Raw genomic sequence first — 519 nt, 5'->3', positions numbered from 1 at the left:
TCATCATAATCCATTATATGCTTTTCAACAGGCCTTGGCCCATCAGCATAGAGCGCTACTCAACAGTTGCTTATCTGTCCCTACTAATCAGTCAAGGAACTTTGTTTACGAATTGCCTGAAGCGGCCACTGCGTCTATTACCAACAAACTGCGTGTACAAGTAATCCCGCTAGAAGATGGCAGTCAATTGATATTGCTTGAAGATTTGCGCCGCGAACAAGCCAATGCCCAACAATTAAAGCTGGCCTCTTTAGGGCAGCTCACAGCCAGCATTGCTCATGAAATTCGCAATCCACTTGCTGCTATCTCACAAGCCAGTCAGTTGTTATTGGAAGATATGAACGATGTGGCTGACGCAGACGAGAGCCACAGTCAAACTGCTATGAATACTAGTGGTAATAATGAGCTGTATAAGATGATATTTGCACAAACCAAACGTGTTAATCGTATTATTGAAGATGTGTTAAAACTATCACGTCAGCAGCGCTCTAACAAACAGACCATAGAGCTTGGAACTTG

Annotated in this window: 1 protein-coding gene; it reads left to right on the top strand. The window is 43.4% G+C overall.

Features of this window, described 5'->3' with window-relative positions; all coding sequences use genetic code 11:
- Positions 1-519 (top strand): histidine kinase dimerization/phospho-acceptor domain-containing protein (locus ACS8FD_RS24520; protein ID WP_439277760.1); only part of this gene is annotated, 519 nt, incomplete at both ends.

Source organism: Psychrobacter sp. 1U2 (genome assembly GCF_051847575.1).
The sequence above is the reverse complement of the archived record's forward strand: the minus strand, read 5'-3'. Positions and strand labels throughout refer to the sequence as shown.